Genomic DNA, 23,613 nt, shown 5'->3' with positions numbered 1-23,613 from the left:
AGCGTGCATCCGGCATTCCCTGCGCCCTCTCTTGAGAGGGCGGGAAGAATTCAAGCAAGACTCGGGCGCAATGCGTCGCGAGATCGCGGAGCCATATGTTGTCGTCGTCCCGGCGAAGGCCGGGACCCATAACCACAGGGAGAAGTTTTGCGAAAAATCTCTGCTACCGAGGCTTCGCCGAGAGATCACGCGGTATGGGTCCCGGCCCCCGTGCGCAATTGCGCACTAAGCCGGGACGACAGAACGGATAAGCCTTCGCATGTCAGCTCCTTCAATTCAGAACAATTCGCAACAAACCTGCTTCTGCAAACCAGTTGCGACTAGCGCTGTGGATGGGCGCTTGATGTTGACGGGCGCCCTGCTAAACCGCCGGTCATGACACTGACCCACGCCCGCGTTTCCAACCTCAAGACCAACGTCGCCGCGATCTCGATATTCGCCAGCGCCGGCATGGCCGCGGCGAAATTCGCGGTCGGAATTGCGATCGGCAGTCTGGCGCTGATCTCGGAGGCCCTGCACTCCTCGGTCGACGTGATCGCGACCATCATCACCTGGCTGGTGGTGCGCGTCTCCGACCAGCCGGCCGATGCGGAACATCATTACGGCCACGGCAAGTTCGAAAGCCTGTCGGCGCTGTTCGTCATCGCGCTGCTCTATGTGCTGGCCGGCGGCATTTTGGTGGAATCCTGGAGCCGCCTGCGCGACGGCGCGCCGCCGCCGACGCTCTCGGCAGTGCCCTTCGTGGTGCTGGTGATCGACATCGGCGTCAATTTCTGGCGGGCGCGGGCGCTGCATCGCACCGCGCGCGAAACCAAGAGCCAGGCGCTGGCCGCCGACGCGCTGCATTTTGCCTCCGATGTGCTGGGTTCGACCGCCGTCATCATCGGCCTGGTGCTGACCGGCTTCGGCTATGCCTGGGGCGACACGGCGGCGGCGATCGCGGTCGCCGTGATGATATCGCTGCTGGGCTTGCGGCTGGGACGATCGACCATCGAAACGCTGCTCGACCGCGCCCCGGAAGGCGCGGCGGAGAAAGCCTCCGCGGCGATCCGCGCCGTACCCGGCGTGGTCGGTGTCGAACGGCTGCGCGTGCGCATGGTCGGGCCGACCCATTTCATCGACGCCATCGTCAACGTGCCCCGCACCTACCCGATCGACCGCGTCGAGGCCATCAAGCGGATCGCGCAGGCGGCGGTGAGCCAGGCGCTCGGCGACGCCGATTTGACGTTCACCGCGGTGCCGGTGGCGCGCGACAATGAGAGCGTGCGCGAGCGCATCATGGTGATCGCGCGCAATTCCGGCCTCGCGGTCCACCACGTCACGGTGCACGATCTCGGCGGCCGGCTGACCGTCAGCATCGACCTCGAGGTCGACGGCGACATGGTGCTATCAGCGGCGCACGACATCGCCCATGAACTGGAGCGCAGCATCCGCGAGGATTTTGGCGAGGATGTCGAGGTCGATACCCATATCGAGCCGTTGGAACCGGAACTGCCCCACGGTACCGACGCCTCACCCGAACGGGTGGAAGTCATCAAGGCGGCGCTGACGGGTTTCGCGGCCAATGGCGCCATCCACGACATTCATAATGTGCGGGTGCGCGACACCGACGCCGGCGAAATCGTCAACTTCCATTGCCGCGCCGCGCCCTCGATGAGCGTCATCAAGGTGCATGAGAACGTCGACGAGATCGAGCGCGCGCTGCGCCGCGCCTTCCCGACCATCAAGCGCGTGATCAGCCACGCCGAACCGCCTTATGAGTGAGTTGGGCGTACTAATACGGACGCGTTCCTGTTTCGGACTCTTTTTGGAGTCCCCGATTCCCCGTTGGACAAGATTTATTTGATATTAACGAATCGTTGACTCTCGACAGCCAGGGAAAAACGGATTCAAATCGCTGTGATTCGGAAGTCGAGGGCTCTTCCGAAACGATGTGCAAAAATGAATTTTCGGTGGGGGTCTATTAGCATGGCGCGCGCGCATGCGGCGAACGCGTGTGTCCAATCCGATTCGATCAAGGGATTGGCGCAATCGATCGCTAAACCGGCTTACCACAGGCTGCTGATCGCCGAACCGGCGCTACGACGCGCCGTGCCGACCCTGATCATCGCCTTTCTGATCACGATCTGCCTCGGCGCGGTCGTGCAGGTGATCGACCAGACCCGGCAGAAGCGCGCCGCCATGAAGCGCGACCTCGCCGCCGTCACCGACCTCATGGCCGAACGCATCGATCGCCTCGCCTCGGTCCGGCAGGATCGCGCGCTCACCATCGACCGGCTGCAGAGCCTGCTGCCCGAACTCATTCCCTCCTGGGGCAACGCGGCCGGCCGCCATTTCATCATCACCGGCGTGGAGCATCGCGTGCTGGCGCGGATTCCGGTCGAGGGCCTCAGCGGAAGCGACCGCGTGCTCGACGTGATCTCCACCGCGCAACTGCTCGCCGCGCCGGCTCATCAGGGCGTCATCAACGACATGACGCTGCCGAGCGGCAACGGCGCGCTGGCGATTTCGCGGCTGGTCAAGGCGCTGCCCGGCCAGGTCATCGTGATCCAGGAGAAGAACGATCCCTTGTGGGGATCGGACGCGGCGCTGTCGATGACGCTGTCCGCCACCACCGGCTTCGTCGTGCTGATCCTCGGCTTTGCCTTCCACTGGCAATCGACCCGCGCCCGCGAAGGCGACCTGATCAATGACGCGGTGCGCGGCCGGATCGACACCGCGCTCAACCGCGGCCGGTGCGGCCTGTGGGACTGGGACCTGTCGCGCGGCAGGATTTTCTGGTCGCAGTCGATGTTCACGATGCTCGGGCTCGACTCCCGCAACGACCTGCTCACGTTCGGCGAAGTCAACGCGCTGGTGAAATCCGACGACATCGATCTGTTCGCGATCGCCGATCAATTGATCTCCGGCAAGCTCGACCATATCGACCAGACCTTCCGCATGCAGCACACCGGCGGCCACTGGATCTGGCTGCGGGTGCGCTGCGAACTCAGCCAGTCCGCCGCCGACTCAGGCCTGCATCTGATCGGCATCGCGGTCGATATCACCGAGCAGAAGAGCCTCGCCGAGAAGACCGTCGAGGCGGATTTGCGGCTGCGCGACGCGATCGAGACGATTCCGGAAGCCTTCGTGCTGTGGGATGCGGAAGACCGCCTGGTGCTCTGCAACTCGCATTTCCAGCGCCTGCACAAACTGCCGGACTCGGCGGTGACATCAGGCACCTCCTATGAAACCGTGATCGAAGTCGGCAGCATGCCGGAGGTCCGCACCAGACTGCAGGAGACCGGCGCCCAAGCGCCGGGAGCACGTACCTTCGAAGCCCAGCTCGACGACGGCAGCTGGCTGCACATCAGCGAACGCCGCACCAAGGACGGCGGCTACGTCTCCGTCGGCACCGACATTACCCGCATCAAGGAACACGAGCAGAAGCTGGTCGAGAACGACGCCCGGATGCGCGCCAACGTGCTCGATCTGAAGCGCTCGCAATCCGAACTCGCCGACCTCGCCGAAAAGTACTCGCAGGAAAAAACCCGCGCGCAGGAAGCCAACCAGGCCAAATCAAAGTTCCTCGCCAATATGAGCCACGAGCTGCGCACCCCGCTGAACGCCATCATCGGGTTCTCCGAGATCATGGGCAGCGGCATGTTCGGCGTGCTCGGCTCCGACAAATATCAGGAGTACTGCCACGACATCCTGACATCGGGAAAATATCTGCTCGAGGTCATCAACGACATCCTCGACATGTCGAAGATCGAGGCCGGCCGCATGAAGCTCGACCTGGAGCCGCTCGATCTGTCGAACATCCTGGCGGAGTCAATGCGCGTGGTCTCGGGACGCGCCGAAGACAAGCATCTGACACTGGACGCCGACATCGAAAGCACCATCTCGGTCATGGCCGATCGCCGCGCAGTCAAGCAGATCTTCGTCAACCTGCTGTCGAACGCCGTCAAATTCACCCCCGACGACGGCAAGGTCACGGTGCGCGGCCAGGTGCTGAACGACTCCATCGTGCTGATGATCGCCGACACCGGCATCGGCATCGCCCCGGACTCGCTGCGCCGGCTCGGCAAGCCGTTCGAGCAGGTCGAGAGCCAGCTGACAAAAACCTATCAGGGATCGGGCCTCGGGCTTGCCATCGCGAGATCGCTGACCAGCCTGCACGGCGGAACGATGCGGCTGCGCTCCAAGCTCGGCACCGGAACGGTGGTGCGGATCACGCTGCCGCGCGAGCCGCATGCGCCGAAAGCGAAGCTGTCGGTCGCGGGCTAGCCGGCCCTCAAGCCGATTCCAGCGTCGGCGCGACTTCGCGGGCGATCTGCACCAGCGCTGCGATCAGCGGCGTCATCGGATCGCGCTGCGGGATCACCATGCCGATGCTGTAATCGACCACGGGATCGACGATCGGAATGCTGCGGACGGTATCCGCGAGCCCCAACGTCTCCGCCAGCTTCGCCGGCATCACGCTGGCCCAGCGTCCGGTCTTGACGTGGGTATAGAGCACCAAGAGCGAGTTCGACGTCAGCGTCGGCATCGCCTCGGCGCCGACCGACGTCAGCGCGCGGTCGATGATGCGGCGGTTCTGCATGTCCGGCGTCAACAGGCACAGCGGCACCTGGCCGACTTCCTTCCAGGTGACCTGCTTGCGATCGCCGAACATCGCATCCGGCGCCGTCAGCAGGCGGTAGCTCTCGTTGTAGAGCGGGATGGTGCGAACCTTGCCGATCGGCTCGTTCTCGATATAGGTCAGCCCGGCGTCGACCTCGAGATTTTCGAGCAGCCCCAGCACCTCGGCCGAGGTGCATGAGCGGATCTGGAAACGCACATCGGGATGGCGCGCGCGGAACGGCGTGGTGAGCTGCGCCACCATGCCGAGCACGGTGGGGATGGCAGCCAGCCTGATCTCGCCGGAGAGCTTGTCCTTGAGGCTGTTGATCTCCTGCCGCATGGCGCGGGTATCGCCGACGATCCGCCGCGCCCAGTCGAGCGTGCGTTCGCCCTCGGGCGTGAAACCCTGAAAGCGCGAGCCGCGCTGCACCAGCATGACGCCGAGGATTTCCTCGAGCTGCTTGAGGCTCGTCGACATGGTCGGCTGGGTGACGCCACACGCCTCGGCGGCGCGTCCGAAATGCCGCTCCTTTGCGAGCGCCAGCAATAGTTCAAGCTTATCGAGCAAGAAGGCCTCAGTGAATCTGGTCGGTTAACCCCATGGTCCGGCGGTGACAAATACCATGGCCGCCGCTGGACCCATACGTCAAAAGCCGAACTCCAATCACGCGGTTTCGGCGCTCATTGGAGACTGATATCGCCCGATTTTCAGGGCTTATTAGGCGAACGGCATGGAACGGGTTCCCAGAAATTTGGAACAATTCCAATTACGATCAGGACGCGGGCTGGCCGTCTTTCGCCTGCCCTCGCCCCTTTCAGCCGGAGTGCGACCCACGGCCTCAGGTCCGGTACCGGACATTGCCTTGCGCCCCCGGCAGGCCGCAACTATTTATGGTCATTGAACTTCGGCCGACCGACTTGGCCTCGCCGCGTTGCGCGCGTGACTGACGAGCCTCTGCCCACTCTCGAACAAACATCGTCGGGCCCCTTAGCGGGTCTTAACCGGTGGATGCGATCATCGCCTCGTCCATCAACCGTGAGTCATGCCCGGCAACGGCCGGCATGCGCCAGGGAGCCAAGTACGCACTTCATGATCGACAAGCCAGACAATGCCGACGCCCAAACCGCCGATGCGCATGACGACATCATGTACCCGTCCGCGCTGCCGTTCATCGTGCTGCACCTCAGCTGCTTTGCCGCGTTCTGGACCGGCATCACCTGGCAGGCCGTCGCGATCTGCGTGACGCTGTACTGGCTGCGCATGTTCGCGATCACGGCGGGATATCACCGCTACTTCTCGCACCGGTCCTATGCGACCAGCCGCCTGTTTCAATTCGTGCTGGCGTTCCTGGCCCAGAGCACCACCCAGAAGAGCGTGCTGTGGTGGGCCGCCAAGCATCGCCACCACCATCTGCATTCCGATACGCAACATGACGTACATTCGCCCCGCCACAAGGGTTTCTTCTACAGCCATGTCGGATGGATTTTTTACCGGCAACACGACCTGACCGATCTGGTCAAGGTCGCCGATTTTGCGGCCTTTCCGGAATTGAGGTTCCTGCACCGGTTCGAGCAGCTGCCGAGCGTGATCCTCGCGATCATCTGTTTCCTGATCGGCGGATGGTCCGGCCTCGTGGTCGGTTTCGTCTGGAGCACCGTGCTGCTCTATCACGCGACCTTCTGCATCAATTCGCTGGCGCATGTTCACGGCCGCAAGCGCTACGTCACCGGCGATGATTCCCGCAACAACTGGCTGCTGGCGTTCTTCACCATGGGCGAAGGCTGGCACAACAACCACCACGCCTACCAGAGCAGCGCCCGCCAGGGTTTTCGCTGGTGGGAAATCGACGTCACCTTTTACATGCTGAAGGCGCTGTCCTTCGTTCGCGTCGTCCGGGACCTGAAGACGCCGCCCGCGGAAGTGCTGCGCAACGAGCAGCGGCTGGGTTCGCGCGTCATCAATCGCGCCGCCGATGAACTCGTCGCCTGGTTCAATCCGGAGCGGATTGCGCTCGCCGTTTCGTCGGCGCTGCATTCGTCCGAATTGGTGGCGTTGCAGGAGACGCTGAGCCAGGCCCGATCGCAAACGGCCGAGATATTGGCATCCTTCCATCCGAGGATTCCAACGCGCGACGAATTGCTGGCGCAGGCGCAGGCGATGTTTGCGCGCACCCGCTCGCTCGACGAAATCGTCGATCGCGCGCACCAGCTCTTGCTCGGTGCGGTCGGCTCGCAGCTGATTGCGGTGCCGGTGCGGGCGTAGGAAAAAGCGGCGGAATGGCTTCCGCCCTCGCCCGTTGGGCTACGGCGTTACAAGTGCCATTCCGCCTGCGAGCCATTCAAACTATCAGAATTGCAAACTATCAGAATCCAATGGGGCCGAGCGCCCTGACTGAATCCATGGTCAAATAGCCGGGAAACGGTTTCCACCAATCCGGCGCACCGGTGCCGGTGCCGCTTGTGGCGGTGGACGCAGGCACTTTGTCAAACGCCGATTTCAAGCCGCCTCCGCTGATCACACCCAATTCGTCGATGCTCAGTTCATGATTGACCTTGGTCATGGCAAGTCTCCATCCGTTGGCGCAAGCGATCACCGCTCGTCATGAGCGCAACCTATGCCGGCTAAGCAAACCTCTTCCGTGACTGTCGTCACGTCGTTGAAAAGCGGCAATCTAAGCGATGGCTGCGCCAGGTCGCTTCGCTTGCCCCTGCGAGTCTGATTTGAATTTCAAATAGCCCGCCACGTCATTGCGTTTCTCAGCTCTCTCAACTCGTCGTCCCGGCCTTGAGCTCAGATGCGCAATTGCGCATCTGAGCTCAAGGCCGGGACGACGAGGATATAGTTTCGCATTCTCGCGACGCATTGCGCCCGAGGTTTACCTAGAAATTCCTTGCCCTCGAAAATTCAGAGGGCGCAGGGAATGCCGGATGCGCGCTGCACCCGCGGTCTCGTGTGCGAATTGTGCAAAGAAAGCTGCACACGAGCATACAGGGCAGCGGAGAACATCCGACATTCCCTGCGCAATGGCTTTACGGCTTATGGCGCGCTCTCCCCGGTGAGACGGTCTCTATTGCCACCGTCACCCCTCGGAAGCGTTGGCTTCTTCAGAGCTTGACGCCGTTACGGGCGCCAGGACCACACGCTTTCACCGTACGCCTCAGTCACGACCGTCAATCGCAACATCAGCGTCCACCGCGACCCGCCCCTCGTTGTGACGATGGCCAACGCCCCTCTGATTGGGACGGGATGGCTATTGATGTGCAGGTGATTTGGGGTTGGAGGGAAGAGAAATATTTTTGACTTTCGGAAATTTTCCGCTTGACACGATTTCTGCCAATCAGAAGTCGTTTGGACTTCGCCTGAGGCTACACCGGGCACGGCCGGCGATTGATTGGTCGCCGCTCTCTCCACCGTCATTGCGAGCCAACGGGTCGCGCGAATGCGCGCGCGATGACAGGCTCCGCGAAGCAATCCATACCTCGGCTCGGAGCGATATGGATTGCTTCGCTCCGCTCGCAATGAGAGCGGCGTACAACATCACGCCGTCATTCCGGGTTCGCGCTTGCGCCCGCCCCGGAATGACGGGGCAGTAGCTGCCTGCTACATGCCCATGATCGCGATATCCTTCACTGTGCCGCTGACACCGGCGATCTTGGTGGCCTCGGTCGCCTTGCCGGTGGCGAGGTCGACGCTGTAGAGCGTGCCGTCGGCCATCAGCCAGGCTTCGTTCTTGCCCGAACCGTCGGACCAGATGTCGAACGCAACGTTGCTCGGCTTGATGCCGAGCTTTCCGATGGCGCCGAGCACGCCATCGTTCGGAGGCGCCTGCTTGATCAATCCGCCGATGGTGGCATCGATATTGAACAATGCCGTTTCCTTGGCGCCCTTCACCGAATTGGTGTAAGCGCCGGCGACGATGTTCGGCTTCTCGCCCTTGTGCATGTCGGCGTCGGCATATTTGTGATCGCCGTCCTTGGTCACCTTGCCGTCATCGACATTGGCGCGCAGGTTCATGCCATCAGCACCCATCACGCGCAGGCGATCCGCCACCGGGTTGAAATCCACCGTCGCGGCCACGCCCTTGGCAAGCGTGGTGTCGAGCTTGGACTTCGTCGTGGCCTTGCCGTCCGCCGCAATGGTCACCACGGTTCCATCGTCGACCAGCCCATAGAGCAGGCCATCGGCCGGGCGCACGTCGATGCCGACCAGCGCGCCGGAAATGCCGGACACCTTGACGGAACCGGTGGCTTTCTTCTGCGCGGTATCGACCATGGCAATGGTGTCACCGCCGATCAGCGCGGCAACCTGAGCTGCATTGGCGGCGGCGGACGACAGCAGGATCGCGGCTGAAGCGGCGAAAATCGAGCGAATAATCATCGAAAACTCCCTGTGTTCTTGACGGCCCTCTCGGGACCAACACAGCGGATACCGGCGGCGCCGGCGAAACGGATGCAGGGGCCTGAAAATAAATTTCTGGCCGTGCATCCAAATGCCGCACGCGCCGGTACAACAACTATGCAAGGGCATAGACATGACCGGAAATGGCACCATCACCGCAGATTCGCGCCACCCTGCCCCATCAGATCAGGAGCGCGAGCTGCAGCTTGCCGCGGCATTGGCGCGCTGTGCCGCCGGCGACCGCGCGGCGTTGCGGATGATCTACGACAGCGAAGCGCCGCGCATGATCGGCGTCGCCCGCCGCATCCTGTTCCGGCAGGATCTGGCGGAAGAAGCGGTGCACGATGCCTTTATCCGGATCTGGCGCGGCGCCGCCGGGTTCGACCCGCATCGCGGCAGCGCCCGCGGCTGGCTCTATGCGGTCGTGCGCAACCGTGCCCTGAGCATCCATCGCGATGAGCACCGCTATGAAACCTCGGATGAAAGCGCTGAGAAGATCGACTGCGAAGCAACCCTGTCGCGCATGCCGGAGACCAGCGCACTGCGCCGCTGCCTCGAGCGGATCGACCGCCCGCGGCGCGACGTGGTGGTTCTGGCCTATGTCCACGGCATGAGTCACGGCGAGTTGGCGGGAAAGCTGCGGGTTCCGCTCGGGACGGTCAAAAGCTGGGTGCGGCGCAGCCTGTTCGCGTTGCAGGAGTGCATGGGATGACCGAGCCCAATGCCGATGACGCAATGGCCGCCGATTATGTGATGGGCCTGCTGGAGGGCGCGGAGCACGCCGCGGCCGAGCGGCGCATCGCAACCGACGACGCCTTTGCCCGGGCCGTCAGCGCGTGGCGCGAACGGCTGGCCGATCTCGATGCCACCGCCGACGAAACTCCGCCGAGCCCCGCCCTGTGGCAGCGGATCGCGGACGCGACAAAGGCCGAACCGATCTACTCACCGCCCTCCGCGCGCGCGGCACTGCGCGGCGCCACGCTCTGGAACAACATCCGGTTCTGGCGCGGGGCCGGCATCGGCGGCGTCTTCGCCGCACTGCTGTTCGCCGCGATCATGGTCGGCGCATTGATCACGTCGCGCCAGCTCCGCAACGACATGATCGCGCTGGCGCAGCGCAAGCCGATCTACGTCGCCGTGCTGGTGAATGACGCGACGAAGGAAGCCGGCGCTATCGTCAACACTTTTGCCAATGGCCGCGTCGAGCTCATTCCGCTCCGCCCGATCGATGTTCCCGCCGGCCGCACGCTGCAGGTCTGGACCTTGTGGGATCGTACGATCGGCCCGAAATCGATCGGCCTCACCGGTCAATCGCGCACGCTGCAGCTCGACCTGGGATCGCTGCCGGAAACCGTGCCGGACCAGCTGTTCGAGATCACGCTGGAGCCGGAAGGCGGCTCTCCGATCGGCCGGCCGACGGGGCCGATCCTGTTCAAGGGCAATGCGGCGCGGGCGTTGTAGCGTTTGGAGCCGTCAGCGCGTAACACGGAGGGCAGATTTAAGCCGAAGGCGCAATCCGTCGAAGAGCAAAAGGGCAAAGGCGGCAGAATACGCTACGCTATTCCGCCCTACGAACTCTCGTAAGAAACCCGCTAGCGGCTTTCTTCCTATCGTCGCCGACGGTGCTTGTGTTTCGGAAGGTCTGTTCCGGTCATTGCCCGATACCACGCGGCGTCTGACTGCGCGTGCGCTTTGGCGGCGGCAAAATCCGATTGTCTACGGTAGAACTCACTCAGGCTAAGGTAACAATCCGTGCGCGCCGGTCCGCGCGGCATCGCTTCGCAGTTCGCCTGTGCGTTCGCAACGCCAGAAACGCCCGCCAGCAAGATTGCTATGATACGTGCAGTCCAATTTGCCATGCCTCCTCCAAGCGCTTAGCCATGGCTCTAATTCGAACTTTTCGCCCTCCCGGTGGAGGCATACGCATTCCTTCGTATTCGGGCGCCGCCAAACGTGCAAAGGTTCTGTGTCCACGTTATCTTTACAGCCCGTACAGGGCGGACTTAAGCCGAAGGCGCAACCCCCGACCAGCAAAAGCGGCGGATTACGCTACGCTAATCCGCCTTACGGACCTCCCGTGCCATCCGGCTTGGCTTTCCACCGCTGGTTGTCATCGACAAGTTGGGGTACAAATTAGGAGACTACGCTCAAATTTGATTCGGTTAGGGGGACTTTCCAGCTATGGGTTCGGTCGGAAGTATGGCCGTATGGTGCGCCCATAGGCTAGGAGAAAGCGGTGCATCCGCGGACGTACACTTTAACTATTGGCGGGTGGCTCAAAAACCAGGTTTTTTCAGAAAGAGAAAGCCAGAAAACGATTTTGCCGAGATTGGAGTTCTGATCGCCGATCCGAAAAAGATCGAAAGAATACGGATTTTTGTTCCGTACCGCATTTCGGCAAAGGAGATCAAAGATTGCGGTCCATATTTTAGGTCAGTCGAGATTGCCCAAGGTATTTTTAACGAACCATTGACTAGCCATTTGAGTGGGCCCCCGGGACCTTCTCGAGTAGACCTTATGAAGAACGGTATTTCGTTCTGCAGAGTCCACCAATTTGCACTGTCCGGTGAGCATTTAGACGAAGGCCAACTTACGTTAAGCGACGAAGACGGCGGGACACTCGTAACGATCACTCGGCACGCCCTCGACGAAGTTGGCTACGGAATGACGAACATATACCCGGCCTATTTTCGGATTCGCACGCTCCTTCCAAGTGGTGACCCCAACCCTTTCATTTCAGTGACATCCCCACACGACCGATGGTTTCAGAGCGGATTTGAAGAAATCGAATGTGTCGACTTCCGGCTAAATGAGGCTCGGACCTTACCGCCCAAAATCGAAACTCTGATGCGTACCGACGCTGCCCTACAGCCAGCGGAACTGAAAAAAGTTGCGTTTCTGACTGCGATTCCCGTGACAGCAGAACTCACAGGCACGAGTATTGCGACACACAAGAATCGCGTTCTGGAACACAATATCTGGAATTCATATGTTGCCGACGGCCTACCTGCCGGGATGATGGTCTATCATTGGCGCAGCGAAAAAACGCCCGTGGAAGATTTTTTCGCCTTCGTGAAGTTACGAATTCGGCGTAGCAGCCTGCGCATCTTGTTAACATACTTACTTATCGCATTCGCTTTTGGTGTACTTGGCAATCTCACCGCATCGCGAATTGATGCGGGTATTGCGAGCAGCTCGAACGGCCCTCAAGATGCGAAGACATCCGCTCCTTCTGGAGAGAAACGCAGATGATCAATCACTCACTCCTTCGCGCCAGCATATCCAACAGATTGCCGCTCAGACCAGTCGAAAGCCAAGCTCTGAAATTTCTTCTACCGCTATCGGACGACTATCCCAATATTGAAAATTGGTTCGAGCAGACGGTTGTTCCTGGCTTAAGAGAGGGCACGCGAACGTTGATATGCGTCGAGCGGAATGGTGGAATCGTTGGAGTCGGAATCGGCAAGAACGACCTCAGCGAGAAAAAGATCTGCACCGTCCGCGTTTGCCCGTCATATTTCGGTCGAGGTATTGGCTTGCGCTTGTTCGACGCTCTACTCCACTGGGTAGGCACAGACCAGCCACACCTCACTGTAAGCCAAGCGAAACTTCCGGCCTTCGATCGCATTTTTGAGCGGTATCGATTTCGATACAGCTCATCTCTTGTCGGAAGGTACATTCCCGGTAAGACTGAAATTTCCTACAATGAGGCAAGTTTGTTAGCTCAATCCCCCGCAAGTAATTTGTCCACAAGCTCGTCAATTTCAAAGCCATTCGTAACTAATCCAATCAACATTGGCACGCCAAGGTTTGTTGCATAGTCAACCGTAACTCTTCGAGTTCTTTGAATATGCAGATCTATTTGGTCAATTTTTCGGACTGGTCGACTCCGGATATCGTTTGATCGTCTGAGATAGATATCCGCAGCGCTTGACTCTAAAAGAATTATGCCGCTCGGGCTTAGCGAACGAACAACGTCGATCGGAACGTCGATAAGCTCGACATCGTTGTCAATTACGTTCTGCGAATCGATCAAGAAGTAGTTTTTCTGGCTGTATCTCATTCGACTGGCCAGCGCGTGAGCGAGAATACCTTGATTCCGCAAGATATCCTGAACGCCTGATTTCCTCAGAGCTTCGATTGAAGAATCACTCTCCTCCCGAAGCACCTCGCTAGCGCTGATGTAGGCAAACGACGGATGACGCCGAACATAGGACTTACATGCCGTCGTCTTACCGACGCCCGGAACACCAAAAACGAGAATTGCACTCGTCACCGATCACACTCTTCAGGTTGTCATCTTTCGAATCGGAAGATTTTGGACGTAGCGATTTTCTGCCATATACATATAAGACTGCGGCGGGAAGAAATTGGCAATTAGATCGTTGGGATCCAGCTGCTCCGAAAAAAGGCGCACCTTTCCGATCTTGAGCGCAAAACCAAGGTCACGGCCAGCGAAATAGTCCAAAAAGTACCGCTTCGAAATGCCGGACCCTTCACGGGTCTTCCGCCATAAGCGCTCCGGGTTGTCTTGGAGTACACCATCGATATCGAATTCGCCGACGATTTTTCCGATCGGTTTCGTGCAATAGACCAAAACTGTTCGAACATCAGTTCGCGAAAATACCCTTCTTCGATATTCAAAGGTCTTCAGGCCCGCGAAAATATTCTCCACGTGAGGCGGTCTAATCGACAACAAGACGAGCATTTACGCTTCCCATCTCCAATATGCGCTCCAACTGTGCGCTAGATAATTCACGAAGGTCCCATCGCGGATGCTCACTGATTCCTGCTTCTTCTAAAAGACGCCCCCGGGTAATGCGCTTATTGAACGCCGAGTTGTATGTCATCTTAGCTACGTAGAGCCTATTCTCAGTAGAGTATTTTTCTCTCAGTTCGTCCCTCGAGAAAACACTGTGTGGACTCGCATATTTGAGGAATGCCTCCTCGTCAGCGAAATCTTTCTTAGTCTTTGTTTCTTCAACAATACATATCGACGTCGCCACTGATCGATAAAATGCGGGACCAATGCCATCAGTCGTCCGATATATCACAACGATGTCACCCCTCGTCATTCGAGTAAGTGAAAGCCGACCGATGTACATCTTATGAATTGTGTTTGTATGAGATACATCCCGAACAATTTCGCGCGGCTCATTGTTCAAAATTGAGTCTGGGAGTAGCTGCGAATGATACTCAGGATAGACGGCAAGCAGCCATACTTTTCGACCGCGTGTTCTGAAAAACGGATAATCTTGGACTATGTCGCCGCTTAAGGCGGTCAACTCTCTCGCCAGCACTAGCTCTGTGCCATCCGCTGTGCGTTTTACTGCGTAACGCTTGAAGCCATAGCGCTCGAAAAGACGAATGAGGTCAGAGTGAAGTTCGAAGACTGTGATATAGACCCCGTTCCGATCCTCCTCAATTGCCGTGTCCAATATCTTCTTGAGGACGCGCTCCCCCAACTTCGTTCCACGTCCCTCAATTTTTAGGGTACCAACCTTTAGCCAACGTCTTGGGGGAAGAGCAGGCTCAACATCCGAAACCGAGCCGTCTTCCTGCTTTAGATAAATCATTCCACTTAGTCGATGTTTGTCATCGACTACGTAAAGTTCCTCGTGCGCCTTACTTTTGAACCAAGCTTCGAAACCCTTATAACCGGCCTTCAGGCTGTCGAAGAATGGATCAGAAAGAGAAAGGGTACGAAACGTCGTTGATCGAAGCTGCCTTGCCAACTTAAGCCCCGGTTGCGAGAAACAGGATCGACAACTCATATTAGCTATTGTTGGTCGATTCGATACAAGATCCACAAGTCTGCAGCCCCGGCGTGCCTAGAGACACAAGGAGCCCGGACAGCCATCCTGTGCCCCATCCAAGTATTTGATAAAGCTTAGCAAAAGCGGCGGAATACGGTCCGCTATTCCGGTCCCATTGCCAGATTGCAAAGGCGCTATTCCGCCCTTCGAACTGGCCGGTCATCCGCACTTACATTCCCACAACGGGGAGTTTCGCCGTCATCGGTGGCGGGTTGCCCGGCGGTGATCTTGGCACCATCGCGGCATCGCGGATCGCGTCAGGCCTGCCGCTTTTCGGCTTTAGGGCCGCCTAGCATGGGGAATTTCGACGCACTCATCGCCGTTAGCGCCAGGGCGAACATGAAAAGTGGCAACTACTCTCCCATCGCTAGCAACCAAGTCCGCTGTATGAGGTTGCTGGCCCGAGCGGAAACGGCTGGCCTTAAACCAACCGAGCAACGAACGCCGAGCAATTTGCTTTGCTTCAACAAGTGGCTCTGCGGCTAGCGGCACGTCCTTCACATCAACGTCGCCGTAATGTTGGCGGTAGCATTTGAGCAATAGTACGCTGATCGTCATTCTTGTTTCTGCTCTTTCCGTCACGCTGTAAGCTAATGCTTAGCGACAATCTTCGCAAGAAAGTATGTTGAAATGCAAGCACGGGCGTTACTTTTGCTAAAGCGACCGATGCTTTACCTCGGTTGCGGGCGGATCGAGCTTCAAGTTTTTCAACGGTAGTCTGTTTTTTTTGCGTGGGCAAAGAATCTGGTCGGAAAGCTACGGCAAAGCTCCGACGGTCTACCCTCAAACCCGTCCCATCATTGGGCCAGAGCCGCTGAAGTAGCCGATACAGAATAAGCACTCACCCCGTAAGTAACCCTCGAGTTCGTGTAGGAATACGCCCTCGCCGCCCCCTACCCCCCGCCCACCAGCGCCAGAAACACCCGCCTCACCTCGGCCTCCGTCTCCCTTACCCTCGCCTGCAGCGTCGAGAAATCCGGGGTGTCGCCGGCGCGCGCCATCACGCGCTGCAGGTTTTCACCTGCGGTTTCCGGGTTGAACTTGCCGTTCACGCAGAGCCGCAAAATCTGGGTCAGGTCGTGATAGAGCCGCGTCGCGGAGCGCAGCACTTCGGCTTCGGCTTGCGGCAGCACGCCTGAGCGCGCGGCGTTGTCGAGCACCTGCAGCGTCGAGACGCTGAGGATTTCGGGTTTCTCGGCCGCATAAGCCAGCTGCAGATATTGCGCGATGAAGTCGATATCGACGAGACCGCCGGCGGCGAGTTTCAGGTCCCAGATGTCGTCCTCGCCCTTTTCCAGCGCGATCGCGCGGCGCATGTCGGCGACGTCGGTCGCCGTGCTGGCGGGATCGCGGGAGCGGACCAGGACGCCGCGGATGATGTCCTCGATCTTCTTGCGGAACGCGGGCGATGCCGAGATCACCCTCGCGCGTGTCAGCGCCATGTGCTCCCAGGTCCAGGCTTCGCGTTCCTGATAGTCGGCGAATGAATCGATCCGCGACGCCACCGGGCCGGCGCGGCCCGAGGGGCGCAGCCGCATGTCGACGTCATAGAGCACGCCGTAATTGGTCCGCGTCGTGAAGGCCGAGATCAGGCGCTGGGTCAGCCGCGCAAAATACTGCGCGCCGTGCAGCGACCGTTCGCCGTCGGAATCCGGATGCTCCTCGTCGAAATCATAGAGCAGGATCAGATCGAGATCGGAGGACGCCGTCATCTCGCGGCTGCCGAGCCGGCCCATCGCGAGGATCGCGGTCTCCTGCCCTTTGATCCTGCCATATTGGGTCGCGAACTGGTCGGTGACGAGGCCATGCACGGTGTGCACGATGCCTTCGGCCACATCAGCAAAGGCGACGCTGGCCTGCTGCGCCGACACGGTACCTGAAAGAATGCGCGTGCCGATCAGGAACAGGCTTTCCTGGCCGAACAACCTGAGACGGTCGAGGAAGTCCTCGTAGGAATCCGCGTCCTTCAATGTCGTCGCGAGGCGTGCGGACAATTCCTTCTGGTCCGGCATCGCGCCGAAGAAGCGCGGGTCGATCAGCCCGTCCATGATCTGCGGCTGGCGCGCCAACATGTCGCCGAGCCGCGGCGCCGCGCCGAGGATCAGCGCCACCAGTGCAACGAGATCGCGATTCTGGCTCAAGAGCGAGATGAACCGCCCGCCGCGCTGCAAGGCGCCCAGGAAGCGGTCGAATGCCGCCACGGCATCGTCGGGGTCCTCGGCATGCGCGAGGCCGTCGATCAGGCCGGGGATGAATTCGATGAACGCGCTCTTGGTGGCCTCGTTACGCAGCCCGCGATAATCGCCGGCTATCCATTGCTGCAGCGTGCCGGCGACCATGACCGGCTTCTTGAAACCGAGCGAGCCGAGATGGTCGAGCAGCCGCTTGTCTTCCGGACCCGCGCCGTAATTGACGTCGGGCAGTTTCACGGTGCCGGTCGGGTCGCCCTCGAACAGCTTGCTGTAGTGCCCCTGCACGATGTTGAGGTGCCCGAGCAGATCTTTCGCGAAGGCGGCGCGGCTTTCATAGCCGAAGAAGTTTGCAAAACGCGCCACGGCATCGGAATCGTCCGGCAGCGCATGGGTCTGCTCGTCGGATATCATCTGCAAGCGGTGTTCGACGCGGCGCAGATATTCGTAGGCGATGGTAAGTTCTTCCAGCGCCTGAAACGTGATCCAGTTGCTGGTCGCCAGCACCTGCAACGCCTGCAGGGTGGGCCGCACCCGCAAATGCGGATGCCGGCCACCGGCAATCAATTGCTGGGTCTGGGCGAAAAATTCGATCTCGCGGATGCCGCCGCGGCCGACCTTGACGTTATGGCCCTCGACCGAGATCTCGCTCTGGCCGCGATAGGTCTGCATCTGCCGTTTCATGTCGTGGACGTCGGCAAGCGCGGCGAAGTCGAGATGCTTGCGCCAGACAAACGGGGCCAGTTCGGCAATCAGCGCCTCGCCGGCCTTGGGATCGCCGGCGCAGGGCCGCGCCTTGATCATCGCGGCGCGTTCCCAGGTGCGCCCTTCCCGCTCGTAATAATGCAGCGCCGCGTCGGTCGACATCGCGACCTGCGTCGAGGCGGGATCGGGCCGCAGCCGCAGATCGACGCGGAACACATAGCCGTCGCCGCTGCGCTGCTGCAGAATTCGTGCGAGCGCCTGCGTGACGCGCACGAAGAACGGCGCCGGTTCGATGTCGCCGACGAGCGAGGTCGCTGCCGGATCGAAGAACACGATCAGGTCGATGTCGCTGGAATAGTTCAATTCGCCTGCGCCCATCTTGCCCATCGCCAGCACGATCAGGCCGCAGCCTTCCTCGGGCTTGTCAGGGTTGGCCGCATTCATCCGGCCGCGCACGACTTCCTGGCGGAGCAGGAACCGCAACGCCGCCTGCACTGAAGCGACCGCGAGATCGGTCAGCGCAGCCGTCACCCGCATCACCGGCCAGACCCCGCCGATGTCGCACAGCGCGGTCATCAGTGCGGCTTCCGCCTTCATGCGGCGCAGCAGATGCATCACGTCGGCTTCGCTGGCCGCATTGAATACGTCGTCGGTGGTTTTCGCGATCAGCGAGGTAAGGTGCGACTCCGGGTCGCACGCCAAGAGGCGGATCAGCCGCGCGGCGTCGGCGCGGATCAGGTCGAACAGATAGGGCGAGAATTCCGCAGTCCCGAGCAGGATGCGCCGGGCGAACGGCTGCGTCAGCACGGCCTCGAGCGCAGCCGACTGCGCCGGCTCCAGTTCGGAGAGCCAGGCTGAAACGATCTGTTCGGCATTGCTGGAAGCGGAGACATGCGGCCCGTCCACGAAGCGTGCGGCGAGGCCCTGTCCTTCCGCGTTGCCCGGCGCGGATGAGTTCATGCCACCTTCTGTGGCACATCCGGCGTTTGAGCCGCAAGCCTGTCACCGGAGGCCGCGCGCGCCGGAATGGCCAGCGTCGCGACCAGGCCCGGATGCGCATCGCCGAGCCGGAGTTCGCCGCCATGCAGGGTTGCCACCGCCGAGGCCAGGCTGAGGCCGAGGCCGGAACCGGGCAGCGTCCGGCTGGCTTCCAGCCGCACGAAGCGCTCCACCGCATGCTTGCGGTCGCCCTCGAGAATGCCGGGGCCGTGATCGGTAACGCTGAGCAGCACGGAATCGCCCTCGCGCCGCGCCTCGATCAGGATTTCTTTGGAACGTGCCGCCACGGCGGCGTCCAGCGGCTGCACCGCAGGGTCCGGCTTGCCGTATTTGATCGCGTTCTCGACGAGATTGGCCAGCGCCTGGCTGATCAGCTCGCGGTTGCCGTGCAGGGCTGAGGGTGCCGCCTTGACGCGCAGGGTCAGGCCGTCGTCTTCGGCCAAGGGCTCATAGAGTTCGTGGATGCCTTTGGCGACGTCGGCGGCGTCGAAATCGTCCATGTTGCCGCGCGCCTGCCCGGACTCGGCGCGCGCGATCATCAACAACGCGTTGAAGGTGCGGATCAGGCCGTCGGATTCCTCGATGGTGCGTTCCAGCGCGGCGCGGTATTCGGCCTCGCTGCCGGAGCTCGCCAACGCCTCCTCGGCGCGGTTGCGAAGCCGCGTCAGCGGCGTCTTCAGGTCATGAGCGATGTTGTCGGAGACTTCCTTCAGGCCCATCATCAGGGCCTCGATCCGCTCCAGCATGGCGTTGAGGTTTTCCGCCAGACGATCGAGTTCGTCGCCGCTGCGCCCGACCGGCAGCCGGCCGGAAAGATCGCCGGCCATGATGCGCCGGGTTGTGCCGGTCATGGCGTCGATGCGGCGCAACACCCGCCGCGCCACGAAGATGCCGCCGCCGAGGCCGAGCACGATGACGACCAGCAGCGACCATTGCGCGGCCTTGGCGACGATGCCGAACAGCCGCCTTCGCTCATCGAGATCGCGGCCGACCAGCAGCCGAAAACCGTTGTTGAGTTGGGTGACGCGAACCAGCGCGCGATGGTGGGCGGTGTCCTGCTCGTCGAGCCGGCGGTACGCCGTCTCGGACCAGCCTGAGGAAGCCATCACGCCCGGAGAGAGCGATTCGACATTGCCGCCGAACGCCGTTCCCGCCGGCGTGGTGACGAGATAGAGGTTGGCGCCCGGCCGCAGCGTGCGGCGACCGAGCGTAAGGGCAAGGCCCTGCAGACCGCGGCGTTCGTAGATGGTCTCGATCTCGGCGATCTCGGCATTGACGGTCGCGGTGATCTGCTCGTTGATCATCCGCCGCGTATTCCAGGCGAAGTAGCCCAAGAGCGAGGCGGCAAACAGCGCAAACAGAAACAGATAGACCAGCGTCAGGCGAAACGCCGTCGTGCGGATCAGTTTACCGAATGCCGTCACGGATCATGTATCCGGCGCCGCGGATCGTGTGCAGCAAGGGCCGCTCAAAACCCTTGTCGATCTTGGAGCGCAGCCGCGAGATATGCACGTCGATCACGTTGGTCTGCGGATCGAAATGATAATCCCAGACGTTTTCCAGGAGCATGGTGCGCGTCACCACCTGCCCCGCATGCTTCATCAGATATTCGAGCAGGCGAAATTCGCGCGGCTGCAGCGTCAGCTCGTCCTTGCCGCGGGCGACGCGGTGCGACAGGCGGTCGAGTTCGAGATCGCCGACCTTGTAGGTGGTCTCTTCCGCTGGACCGCCATGGCGGCGCGACAGCACTTCGACACGCGCCAGCAGCTCGGCGAATGAATAGGGTTTTGGCAGGTAATCGTCGCCGCCGGCGCGCAGGCCCTTGATGCGGTCATCGACCTGGCCGAGCGCGGAGAGGATCAGGACCGGCGTGCGGTTGCCCTTTTCGCGCAAGCTGCCGATCAACGACAGGCCGTCGCGCTTCGGCAGCATGCGGTCGACCACCAGCACGTCGTAATCGCCGCTGTCGGCGAGCGACAGCCCCTCCTCGCCGTCACTGGCGAGATCGGCGATATATCCGACTTCACGGAACGCCTTCACCAGATAGTCGGCGGACTCGCGGTCGTCTTCGATGATCAACAGGCGCATTTGGGAGGCGGTTGCGGTCTGAGAAGCGGTTGTGCTCACGTTGTGGGCCTTTTCTCACCATGGCGCGTGGCGCATGCCGATGCAAGGCAACGGGGAACCCGCGCAATTATTTGTGTTTGAAAGCCAAAAAAGCGGGCGGCGAGGCTGGGGGACCCCGCCGCCCTTTTCCCTTCCGACAGAGGGGGGCGTATTCCATCGAAAGGTAGCTGGAGGGAGCGAGTTTTGCACCCGCTCCCCGGAAGGAGCCGTCGGCGGGGGCGACTGTTGCCGGCGAAACCCTCCATCTCGTATTTAACCCTTCGCTACGGGCACTGCCACGAACCGCGACGAACCGCCGCTCTTCACGCGCATGAGAACGCTGCTCTTGTTGTCGGTGCGCGCGGCGTTGATCGCATCACGCACTTCGCCAGCGGTAGCGACGCTCTTGCCGGCCACTTCGAGGATCACATCGCCTTCCTTGAAGCCGCGCTCGGCCGCCGCACTCTTCGGGTCGACCTCGGTGACCACGACGCCTTCCTTGCCGGCGCCTGCCACGCTGTTGGCGGGGGCAACCGTCATGCCGAGCTTCGGCACGTCAGTTCCCTTGTTAGGCTTGGCCTTGTCGCCATCGTCGATGCTGGCCTTGGCCTCAACGGTGTTCGGCAACTGGCCGAGCGTGAGGTTGACGACCTTGTCCTGGCCCTTATGCAGCACGTTGAGCTTAACCGCGGCACCCGGCGCCAATCCGCCGATGGTGCGGGCGAGTTCGCGCGCATCCTTGACCGTCTCGCCGTTGACCGCGGTGATGACGTCGCCGGATTCGATGCCGGCCTTGGCCGCCGGACCGTTGGCCTGCGGTTCCGCCACCAGCGCGCCTTCCGCCTTTTTCAGGCCGAGGCTGTCGGCGATATCAGCGGTCACCGGCTGGATCTGGACGCCGATCCAGCCGCGCGCGACGGAGCCCTTGTCCTTGAGCTGGGCGACCACGCTTTTTACCGTGGAGGCGGGAATCGAGAACGCGATGCCGACGCTGCCGCCGGACGGCGAATAGATCGCGGTGTTGACGCCCATTACCTCGCCGGCGGTATCGAATGCCGGTCCACCCGAGTTGCCCTTGTTCACGGGCGCGTCGATCTGGATGAAATCGTCATACGGACCGTTGCCGATGTCGCGGCCGGAAGCCGAGACGATGCCGGCGGTCACGGTGCCGCCGAGGCCGAACGGATTACCGACCGCGAGCACCCAATCGCCGATCCGCGGCTTGGAGTCGGACAGTTTAGCGAACGGGAAGTCGGTGCGGCCGGCGACCTTGATCAGCGCGAGGTCGGTGCGCGGATCGGTGCCGATCACCTTGGCGGTGTAGCTCTTGCCGTCGTCCATCGTGACTTCGACCTTGTCGGCACCGTCGACGACGTGATTGTTGGTCACGGCATAACCGTCAGGCGAGATGAAGAAGCCGGAGCCCTGGCCGGTCACCGGGCCACGGCCGCCACGCGGGTTACCACGCAGGCCGGGCGGCAAACCATCCGGTCCACCGAAGCGGCGGAAGAAGCGCTCCATCGGCGAGCCCGGCTGGAACGGCGTGTCGTCGTCCCGGTTGGCGCTGTCGTCCTTGTCCTTGCTGGCAACCTTCTCGGCGATGTTGATCTTGACCGAAATCACCGACGGCTTAACGCGCTCGACGATGTCGGCAAAGCCGATCGGCCGCTCAACCTTGCGGACTTCGTTGTTGACCTGCGCGTGCGCCGCGCTGGTGAACACATCGACCGGGCCCGACGAAGGGCTGAAACCATAAACCGCGGCGCCGAAGCCGGCGACGACGGACGCCATCAGCGCGAATTTGCGCGCCGAGAACAGGGAGCGGCGCGGAGCGCCGTAGGACGGAAGCGAGGAAAGATCGACGGGACGTTCAGTCATTTTCAGAAATCTCCAGATCCAGAATTCGACGGTGCGGGGGCGAGCACCTGACAGGACGGAAGATGGGGTCTGGCGCCTTACCGCGCGCTGGCGAGGGAATTAAACTTTTGTAATGGAGGCGGTTATGGCTGCGGCAGTTTAGCGCAGCAATCCAAGGGCTTAGCGGGGCGGAATGTGGCGTTTTTGGAAGGTGACAGCCCCTGCCCGGTCCGGAAAAAACCGAACCCCGTTCCGCATCTCGGAACTCTAAGTAAATCGCTACCTGCGCACCGCACAAATGAATGCGTTTCTCGCTCCTGCTGGGCCCTCAGGTCTTCAGCTTCAAGCGGCCCATGAAATCGCGTTTGCCGAGCGGAACGCCGTTGGTGCGCAGGATGTCGTAAGCCGTGGTGGCGTGGAAATAGAAGTTCGGCAACGAGAACGACATCAGGAAGCCTTCGGCCGTGAACGGCAATTTGCGATCGGCGAGCGCGAAGATGACGTCGCGGCCAGCGAGCGCATTGACCGCTTCCGGCGTCAGCGCCGACAAGGCGTCGCGGGCCTGCGTCACATGCGCCTGCAATCCGGCGAAGTTGAACGGGGTTTTGAACGACGGCGGATTGAAGAGGCCCTGCTGCACGCCCTCGATGGCGCCGCGGGAATGCTGGACCACGGAAATGATCTGGAAGCGGAACGGCAGCATGTCCGCCGCCAGCCGCGTCTCGACGATCGCTTCCGGATCGATGTTGTTCTCTTCAAAATGGCTCAGCGCGCGGTCGAGGAAGCCGCTGACCGCGCCGAGGGTTTGCAGATAGTTCGCCACGCTGGCGTCGTAGAGCGAAAGAACCATGTCCGTTTCCCCGGGGCGTTTTTTGTTACCCAGAGGTTTTAGCGGAAACTGCTCCGCTTGCAATCGAGGATGCCCAAGGCCGGCTTT

Annotated in this window: 18 protein-coding genes; 7 read left to right on the top strand and 11 right to left on the bottom strand. The window is 61.1% G+C overall.

The window, feature by feature from the left end:
- Nucleotides 1–375: 375 nt before the first annotated feature.
- Nucleotides 376–1,764 carry a cation diffusion facilitator family transporter gene (locus JQ609_RS03505; protein WP_212272016.1) on the top strand — a complete coding sequence of 463 codons (1,389 nt, stop codon included), beginning with the start codon at nt 376–378 and terminating at the stop codon, nt 1,762–1,764.
- A 204-nt stretch (nt 1,765–1,968) separates the two neighbouring features.
- Complete coding sequence (locus JQ609_RS03500) at nt 1,969–4,269, top strand: PAS domain-containing sensor histidine kinase (RefSeq protein ID WP_212272015.1); 2,301 nt, start codon at nt 1,969–1,971, stop codon at nt 4,267–4,269.
- A 7-nt stretch (nt 4,270–4,276) separates the two neighbouring features.
- Here JQ609_RS03500 and JQ609_RS03495 read toward each other — a convergent pair whose 3' ends face one another.
- Nucleotides 4,277–5,173, bottom strand: a complete 897-nt coding sequence (locus JQ609_RS03495) for a LysR family transcriptional regulator (protein ID WP_212205530.1) — start codon at nt 5,171–5,173, stop codon at nt 4,277–4,279.
- Between the two features lie 522 nt (nt 5,174–5,695).
- Between JQ609_RS03495 and JQ609_RS03490 the strand changes: the two genes are divergently transcribed.
- On the top strand, nt 5,696–6,868 hold the full coding sequence (locus JQ609_RS03490) for a fatty acid desaturase (protein WP_249127581.1): 1,173 nt from the start codon (nt 5,696–5,698) through the stop codon (nt 6,866–6,868).
- A 100-nt stretch (nt 6,869–6,968) separates the two neighbouring features.
- Here JQ609_RS03490 and JQ609_RS03485 read toward each other — a convergent pair whose 3' ends face one another.
- Both JQ609_RS03485 and JQ609_RS03480 read right to left on the bottom strand, forming a co-directional pair.
- Nucleotides 6,969–7,166 (bottom strand): hypothetical protein, encoded by a 198-nt coding sequence (locus JQ609_RS03485; protein ID WP_212205528.1) that lies wholly within the window; start codon nt 7,164–7,166, stop codon nt 6,969–6,971.
- Between the two features lie 1,040 nt (nt 7,167–8,206).
- A complete protein-coding gene (locus JQ609_RS03480; protein WP_212272014.1) occupies nt 8,207–8,983 on the bottom strand; it encodes a DUF4394 domain-containing protein in 777 nt (258 codons plus the stop codon).
- 154 nt (nt 8,984–9,137) lie between these two features.
- On the opposite strand from JQ609_RS03480, the gene JQ609_RS03475 reads away from it, so the two are divergent.
- The 4 genes from JQ609_RS03475 (at nt 9,138) to JQ609_RS35860 (ending at nt 12,825) form a co-directional block, all read left to right on the top strand.
- Nucleotides 9,138–9,716 carry a sigma-70 family RNA polymerase sigma factor gene (locus JQ609_RS03475; protein ID WP_212272056.1) on the top strand — a complete coding sequence of 193 codons (579 nt, stop codon included), beginning with the start codon at nt 9,138–9,140 and terminating at the stop codon, nt 9,714–9,716.
- Nucleotides 9,713–10,465, top strand: coding sequence for an anti-sigma factor domain-containing protein (locus JQ609_RS03470; protein WP_212272013.1), 753 nt, complete (start codon nt 9,713–9,715; stop codon nt 10,463–10,465). Before JQ609_RS03475 ends, JQ609_RS03470 begins: the two co-directional genes overlap by 4 nt.
- A 720-nt stretch (nt 10,466–11,185) precedes the next feature.
- Nucleotides 11,186–12,256: a hypothetical protein gene (locus JQ609_RS03465; protein ID WP_212272012.1), complete on the top strand. Its 1,071-nt coding sequence runs from the start codon at nt 11,186–11,188 to the stop codon at nt 12,254–12,256.
- The gene (locus JQ609_RS35860) at nt 12,253–12,825 is read left to right on the top strand and encodes a GNAT family N-acetyltransferase (RefSeq protein ID WP_409411159.1); all 573 of its coding nucleotides are present in this window, start codon (nt 12,253–12,255) and stop codon (nt 12,823–12,825) included. Before JQ609_RS03465 ends, JQ609_RS35860 begins: the two co-directional genes overlap by 4 nt.
- Here JQ609_RS35860 and JQ609_RS03460 read toward each other — a convergent pair.
- The 8 genes from JQ609_RS03460 to JQ609_RS03425 all read right to left on the bottom strand — a co-directional run bounded on the left by JQ609_RS03460 (nt 12,729) and on the right by JQ609_RS03425 (nt 23,526).
- Nucleotides 12,729–13,280 (bottom strand): ATP-binding protein, encoded by a 552-nt coding sequence (locus JQ609_RS03460; protein ID WP_212272011.1) that lies wholly within the window; start codon nt 13,278–13,280, stop codon nt 12,729–12,731. The genes JQ609_RS35860 and JQ609_RS03460 overlap by 97 nt on opposite strands.
- A gap of 12 nt (nt 13,281–13,292) precedes the next feature.
- Nucleotides 13,293–13,712, bottom strand: a complete 420-nt coding sequence (locus JQ609_RS03455) for an ASCH domain-containing protein (protein ID WP_212272010.1) — start codon at nt 13,710–13,712, stop codon at nt 13,293–13,295.
- Entirely contained in the window at nt 13,690–14,739 is a 1,050-nt protein-coding gene (locus tag JQ609_RS03450) for a GNAT family N-acetyltransferase (RefSeq protein ID WP_212272009.1), read from the bottom strand. Before JQ609_RS03450 ends, JQ609_RS03455 begins: the two co-directional genes overlap by 23 nt.
- A 974-nt stretch (nt 14,740–15,713) precedes the next feature.
- Nucleotides 15,714–18,674, bottom strand: a complete 2,961-nt coding sequence (locus JQ609_RS03445; protein WP_212272008.1) for a bifunctional [glutamine synthetase] adenylyltransferase/[glutamine synthetase]-adenylyl-L-tyrosine phosphorylase — start codon at nt 18,672–18,674, stop codon at nt 15,714–15,716.
- A complete protein-coding gene (locus tag JQ609_RS03440) occupies nt 18,671–20,137 on the bottom strand; it encodes a HAMP domain-containing sensor histidine kinase (protein ID WP_212272007.1) in 1,467 nt (488 codons plus the stop codon). Before JQ609_RS03440 ends, JQ609_RS03445 begins: the two co-directional genes overlap by 4 nt.
- A complete protein-coding gene (locus JQ609_RS03435; RefSeq protein WP_192734724.1) occupies nt 20,121–20,801 on the bottom strand; it encodes a response regulator transcription factor in 681 nt (226 codons plus the stop codon). Before JQ609_RS03435 ends, JQ609_RS03440 begins: the two co-directional genes overlap by 17 nt.
- A gap of 291 nt (nt 20,802–21,092) precedes the next feature.
- A complete protein-coding gene (locus tag JQ609_RS03430; protein WP_212272006.1) occupies nt 21,093–22,697 on the bottom strand; it encodes a Do family serine endopeptidase in 1,605 nt (534 codons plus the stop codon).
- 307 nt (nt 22,698–23,004) lie between these two features.
- On the bottom strand, nt 23,005–23,526 hold the full coding sequence (locus tag JQ609_RS03425; RefSeq protein WP_212272005.1) for a DUF1993 family protein: 522 nt from the start codon (nt 23,524–23,526) through the stop codon (nt 23,005–23,007).
- Between the last annotated feature and the right edge of the window lie 87 nt (nt 23,527–23,613).

The sequence above is a fragment of the Bradyrhizobium sp. AUGA SZCCT0169 genome (genome assembly GCF_018130085.1).
Taxonomy (GTDB): domain Bacteria; phylum Pseudomonadota; class Alphaproteobacteria; order Rhizobiales; family Xanthobacteraceae; genus Bradyrhizobium.
This window is presented reverse-complemented; position numbering and strand designations above follow the sequence as displayed.